The sequence below is a fragment of the Lunatimonas salinarum genome, assembly GCF_017811155.1.
In the GTDB taxonomy this organism is placed as follows: Bacteria; Bacteroidota; Bacteroidia; order Cytophagales; family Cyclobacteriaceae; genus Lunatimonas; species Lunatimonas salinarum.
Window position 1 is genome coordinate 1 of the sequence record NZ_JACVCV010000039.1, and the last position, 6248, is coordinate 6248.

General features: G+C 32.4%; 2 protein-coding genes. Both read left to right on the plus strand.

The genetic code is table 11. The features are described from left to right. The first annotated feature begins 449 nt into the window (after nt 1–449). Nucleotides 450–3428 carry a hypothetical protein gene (locus IAQ59_RS21415; protein ID WP_209332901.1) on the plus strand — a complete coding sequence of 993 codons (2979 nt, stop codon included), beginning with the start codon at nt 450–452 and terminating at the stop codon, nt 3426–3428. Beyond that, nucleotides 3418–6048, plus strand: a complete 2631-nt coding sequence (locus IAQ59_RS21420) for a DUF7017 domain-containing protein (RefSeq protein WP_209332902.1) — start codon at nt 3418–3420, stop codon at nt 6046–6048. Before IAQ59_RS21415 ends, IAQ59_RS21420 begins: the two co-directional genes overlap by 11 nt. The last annotated feature ends 200 nt before the right edge of the window (nt 6049–6248 follow it).

A 6248-nucleotide genomic window follows, 5' to 3' on the forward strand; every position in this document is an offset into this window, starting at 1 on the left:
CGGGGTTTGCAGTCTCGCTTCCTTCAGTGCATGCCTCACGGCAAACCACCTTGCGACTTGCTAACGCTTCGGGGCGTTACCCCCGCACGTAAGGGACTTGCACCCTCTGGAATATTATGGTATCTTCGATACCAGATGCCCATGCCGGGCACACACAGCGGTTTGGCGTAATGGCGGGTTCAGTGCTTCGTATGACAGTTTTGTGGTAGGTTCAAGTGCAGTTCTTCGATTAAACTTTTGTGCTAAAAATCCGCCACTACGCCAAGCCGCAAAACGTTATGCCTCACCCTAAAAGACGACACGACCGACAATAAACGAACAGAAAAATGAAAGACGAAATGCCAACGCTTCAGCAAAATCAAAAGAGCTGCATCCTCACACTCAAAGCCAACGCAATGCAGCACATTTGCTTTTGCCCCAACGCACACGACAACAACTAGACTTTGACAATGCTTGAAATATTAAATAACAGAACGGTACATACCCACGAAAATGAACAGTTTCGTAGAGTTGTTAATATAATTGAAGCAACTTTTGACAAGTTTGGTTATAATGGCTTATTGATTGGAAATCCATTCAATGAATCATATTCTCGTTTTCGTGCTGATGCCATTTTATATTATAACAATGGACTAATACTGGTTGATTTCAAGGATTATAAAGGAATAATCAAATTACCACCAAATGAAAATGAATTCCATTCATCAAAGTGGCATAATGAAAGTCCAAAGGACAGAAGTAGATTAGAAATAAAAGCAGGGGCGAATTTTATCAATCCATTTAGACAATTGGTTTCTTATCGCAATGCCTTTAGAGAAATGATTGAGAAAAACAAATATTTTGACGGGATAAACCCCGCAAGAGTTTGTATTGCAAATATTTTTTCTGGGCCAATTGAAATTCATAATGAAATTCCAAGAAATCTACCATATTACAAACTTATCCAAGAATCAGACTTAGGTAATTTCCTTTATGACTTTGCAAGTGAAAATTCTTATAAAGAAGAAAATGCAAAAATTTTCAAAAGCATTTTCCCTGCCGAAAAATGGATTAAAAACATTGAAATTCCTATACCTGAACAAATCATTGAAAATCAGATAACAGAAATTGACAATGATGTTGAAAAAAATATTGTTGATTTTCTCAATCAAGAAAATGGTGGAATTCTCGTTTTAGAATCAATGAATTCTGATGATAGAGATTCTTGGTTGCGTTTTATTACTAACGAAGCAGTGAATCACAATATCCCCCAAATTGAGAAATGGTCACATTCTGCAAGAATAAGTAAGAAAATCCAAAGACGAAGTAATATAGAGACAGAAGGAATTTATAGTATTATTTATGGTGGGTCAGATATTGAAGGGCAAAATGAAAATTCAGACAAAGAAGAACAAGAAGAAGAATTATTAGAAGTTATTCCTTTAAAATCAAGCAAAGATATTGACGAGAAAGCATTGATTGTAGTTGCCGAAGCACATTTAATAAGTCGTAGTTTAAGTCAATCAGAGCTATTAAGGTTTGGTTCAGGTAGACTATTAGAAGATGCTATTAAATTTCTCAATCCTCAAAGTGACCGCAAAATTGTATTTATTGGTGACCCTTATTCTTTGACATTTGGAAAAGACGAAGATTCCGCATTGAACTTGGAAACTTTGTCTGAATTATACAATAAAGAAAAAATCAAACACTTTCATAAAGCAATAGACAACAAATATTCAGATGGCAAAGAAAAGTTGCGAACAGATTTAGCAACAAGCATTGAAAAATCGCTTTTTAATAATTTGAATTACAGTTTTGATGAAACTACTTTAATTGATTTACAAGACGACAACCAAAGAATTCAAAATTTACTATTATGGTTTTCTAAACCATTTTCTGCGGAACCAGATAATGCAGTTTTATTCTATTCGAAAAAGGATTGCTTGAAAACTAACAAGTGGATTAAAAAACAATGTCTGAAAAATGGAGAAAGTTTGGGAATTGGTGATTTGCTAATTGTAAACAACAATGTTTCTATTCCCGATGAAAGCGGATTCCAAATTCCGAGACGAATTGTAAATGGAATGTTTTTAACTGTTCTTGCTGTTAAAGAATCACTGCAAGAACCCATTAAAATTCGTCAATCACAAAATCCCATAGTCTTATCTTTTACCAAAATAAATGTAAAATGCTTGAGTTTGGTGGGTTCTCCAGAAACTGATATTTGGATTTTGGATAATTACTTTGGTAGCGAAGATGATTTAACTAAAGAAGAACAAATTGCTTTTAGAGTTTTTATAAATTCAAAAATTAACGATGAAAAACGGAAGCAAAAATTTGAAGACAGCCAAGAATATAAACAATTATTACAAGATAGCCAATATAACGGTTTTTCAAAGGTAGAAAAAGAAGCAATAAGTAAACTTGTCAAGAACTATAATTTACCAAAAGAAAAGAAAGAAAAAGTTGAAACAAGTAAAAATTCAAGGAGTTTACTTTCAGGGTATTATAAAAAATATTCTAAGAAACTATTTTTTCAAATAAAGGATTCTGACCCATTTGTAAATGCTGTTTTTGTTAAATACGGTTGGGCAATCACAGTTCATAAAGCCATCGCTTCGACCTATAACGAAATTATCATTAAAGGACACCGAAAAGAAAATGATGGAATCACAAACGATAGTTACTTCCGTTGGTTGTATAGCGGTATTACAGCAGGTAAAATAGTCAATATCACTTCGCCTCAGATAATAAATCCTTTTATGGATTGTGTTTTTGAAGACAGTTCTTTAATTGGAGTTACCAGAAAACCAAAGCAATTCCTCATTTTTGAAAATTACGAAGTTGATATAAAATTTGCAGATAAAGTTCAATCGCTTCAAAACAAAAATGTTGTTGGTACTATTTGTGAAATTTCAAAAGTGCTGGAACAAAATGGGTATTTACTTGAAAGCTCAAAAAAGTATTCTGAATACTTGACAAAAGCATTTTACTCTATTCCTCAAAGCGATAATAAACAATTGATTTTAAATATTGACAACAAAGGTTCAAAGGATAATTTTGCTGTTGGTAATATTCGCATTGAAAATCTTAATGGCGCAGATGAAATTATTGTAAAAACGTGTATTGAAGATTGTTTTGAGCAAAAACAAAGCGTCATTTCAATATTAGATGATAAACCAGAATTACCGAAAGATTTTCGGCAAGAGATTTATACTGCTTGGTTTGAAAAATGTAAGAATGAAAACATTACGCTGAAATTAATGCAAAGCCATAATAATCAAGATGTTTTTCGTGCAACTTGCGAGAAAGAAAGTTTGACATTAAGAGTTTGGTATGGTACAAGTGAAAAAAATCACACAAAAGGATTTTTTTCAAAAATTGAAGTTTTAGAAAAATCATCAGAATCCCTTTTAGAACAAATAAAGCCAATAGTTTATGGACTCTAAAACGGTATTTGAACTACGAAATGAAGCAAAGGATTTATCAGGAATTGAAAAACTGCATAAATTAAACAACGCTCTAAATATTTCAAGAAAATTATATTTAGAAGATAGTTCAGATGAATGGATTCAAAAAGCATTTGCTTGGGTGCTCATAGATTTGTGTAAGTATTACATAGCAGATAAAAACTTAAATCAAGCAAGTGTTTGCTTTAAAGAACTAAACACGATAGATTTTCAGGGTTATGAAGATGAAATAATTGAAAATCAAAAAAACTTTCTTCGTCCAAAAATTGACATCAATTATTCGGAAGTACAAAAAGCAGAAGACCTAAGCAAAAGCGGAAACAATAAAGAAGCGTTAGCAATTTTCAAAAACCTTATTTCTCAAAATCGGCTTACGGAATTACATCACGAATCTTATGGTTGGGTAATTTATAGATATATCAAAGTCGAAGAAAGTAATCTCTCATCTGTTGAAGTGCGGACATTTTTGAGAGATTATATGAACTTAAAGAATGAAAGACCGTCAATGCTTCATTCTATGATTTTAAATTTTGCTCTAAACTATTCAAAATCGCACAACGACTTTAAATTTTACAACTTTTTACTATTGTGGAATCCTGTCAATCTTCGTTACGAAGATTTGCACGATGGATATAAAGACGGGAAAGATATTCCTTCGCTTATTTCACGCATTTGCAGAGAGTTTGTAAATTCAAACACCGAAATAAATATTGAAGAATTTTTAAGTAAAATTGACCTAAGCAAAGAAATCGTTTTAGACTTTTTCAGAGAAACTATTTTTTGGAATATTTTCAATGCTCACAAGGAAAATAAACTTTCCGAATTATGGAATTTGTTTGAGCAATACAATAACAACTATTCCAAACACGGACAATCAAAATGGCATTCTGAAATTTTAAATCTTGCTGAAAGGTTTATGAAAGAAAATGACGAATGGCGTTTTCTAAGTTTTTTCAAAAATTGGAATCCAGAAAATTTAAGAACTGACGATTGGAAAGAAACAAAAAAAGAAGAACACACATACAAACCATTAGCAATAAAAGCAATTAAAAAGGCTTTTGAAGTTCTGAAAACTCAAACATCTGAACAGAGTTTATCTTGGCTTATTCAGCCTTATGAAAAAGCAATCAAGTTATTCCCCGATGATGAATGGTTGTTGAGAGAAAAAGCATTGTTGCACATTAAAAACAATGAATTAGAATTGGCAATTAAAATATATAAGCAACTTGTTTTGGAACTTGCTGACAAACATTACGTTTGGCAAGAGTTTTCAGAATGTATTGTTACCGATAATCCATTAAAAATCGGAATGCTGTCTAAAGCATTAATTTTAGAAAAAAACGAAGATTTCTTAGGCGACATTCATTTGAATTTAGCAAAGACCTTAATTGACGAAAATCTATTTGAAAATGCGTTTATTGAACTTGATGCATATAAGAAACATAGAGAAATAAAGGGTTGGAAATTATCTTCACTTTTTGATGAATTACAACAAAAAGTGAATTCAGTTAAATTAAATTTAAAAGACAATCAGGAACTTTACAAAAAATACATTCCCTTTGCTGAAAACTTTGCTTATGCTGATTTTAATTGGACAGAAGTTGTTTTAACAGATAAATGGAAAGACGATAAAGGAAAAGACCGTTTGACTTTTACAGACGGTAAAACAATTGAGTTTGCAATCAGGAAAAATCGTTTTGAAGTATTAAAACAATCAGAGTTAGGACAGATTTTCAAGTTCAAACTTCACAAGCAAGAAATAAAAAAAGAAGTTGAAAATAGATTTTCCTGGATTGGAAAAAATGTCATTACAGAATACAAGTATATTCCACTCACTGCAGGGAAAACAGAAAAAAAACATTGGGAAATTTTAGAAGATACTTTTGCTATTGTTGATTACATCAACAGAGAAAAAAGCATCATTCACGCAATTACAACAGATAACAAAGAAGTCTTTTTCCCTCAAATCAAAAGTGAATTACAAATTGGAGATTTTATAAGAGCAAAGATTTACACAAAAAAAGTAAAAGACGAAAGCAGAACGGAATTGCGACAAATACAGAAAATTGACAAAAGTTCTGTTATATCAAAATTCCAAACTCAAATTGCTCTTGTTGACGGAGTGAACGAACAAAAACAATTATTTCACTTTGTGATTTCTTCTAAGTTACAAGGAATTGTCAAATATACAGAAACTAACCTTAGACCAAGCGAAGGCGATTTTATCAAACTTTCATTTGCTACAAAAACAGGTAAGGACAGGAAATTACGAGTGAAAATGTTATCTATTGAGCCAACAGAAGAAGTAAATCCAAACTTACGAAAAGACATTAAAGGATTGTTGGAAGTAAAATTTAAAAATGGTAATTACCCAGATTACGAATTTGACGTAGATGATGAACTTGAAGATTCCGCATTTGACGAAAATGGAAAATTGATAATCAATAATAAACCAATTCCAGACTTTGCTTTTATCGGAGATTATTATGTTCCAAAATATCTTTTAGAAAAACACAGTATTACAGATGATTGTCGAGTAAACGCAAGAGCAATCTATGCTGGAGACAAATGGAAAGTAACAAAAATTGAAAAAATATAATGCCAACGCATTTGGTGGCACATTTGCAAAACCGCTCAAGCCAACCCGCAAGCCAAGTTTTGCAAAAGAGCCACCAAGCCAACGCACCAAGACAGACACAAAATGACAACAAACAAACACGACAGAAAAGAAGGGCGAAGGCATAATCGAGTAGACGGCCCCGCCAACCGTTAGGTTAGCGAGGTGCGCCTCTCACACCA

Excerpts from the sequence above, each read along its gene's own strand:
- IAQ59_RS21415 (WP_209332901.1), top strand. The coding sequence starts at position 450 with ATGCTTGAAATATTAAATAACAGAACGGTACATACCCACGAAAATGAA.
- IAQ59_RS21420 (WP_209332902.1), top strand. The coding sequence starts at position 3,418 with ATGGACTCTAAAACGGTATTTGAACTACGAAATGAAGCAAAGGATTTA.